We start from the raw sequence: 512 nt of genomic DNA on the forward strand, positions 1-512 counted from the left end.
CAGCATCCACCGGCTCACCTACGAGTACCTCACCAACTACGACCCCGATGACAACCACGTCGTCCCGGGACTGGCCACCCGGTGGGAGTCCTCCCCGGACAAGCTGACCTGGACGTACACGATCCGCTCCGACTCGCGGTGGTCGGACGGCAGGCAGGCCACCGCCGAGGACGCGGCGTGGACGTTCCGGACGATGATGACCGACCCGGGCGCGGCCACCGCCAACGGCAGCTTCGTCTCCAACTTCGAGAAGGTGACCGCGCCGAACCCGACCACGCTGGTCATCAAGCTGAAGAAGCCGCAGGCCACGATGACGGCGCTGGACGTGCCCATCGTGCCCAAGCATGTGTGGGAGAAGGTCGACGACTTCTCGAAGTTCAACAACGACAAGGACTTCCCCGTGGTCGGCAACGGGCCGTTCGTCCTCACCGACCACAAGCCCGACAGCTACGTACGGCTGAAGGCCAACAAGGACTTCTGGCGCGGTGCGCCGAAGTTCGACGAGCTGGTCT

The 512-nt window shown here is 65.0% G+C and carries 1 protein-coding gene; it reads left to right on the forward strand.

What is annotated here, in order from left to right:
* Window positions 1–512: ABC transporter substrate-binding protein (locus tag LPA54_RS36625; protein ID WP_228984818.1), on the forward strand; the 512-nt coding region annotated here is incomplete at both ends.

It is taken from the genome of Streptomyces sp. DH12, assembly GCF_020873895.1.
Taxonomy (GTDB): Bacteria; Actinomycetota; Actinomycetes; order Streptomycetales; family Streptomycetaceae; genus Streptomyces.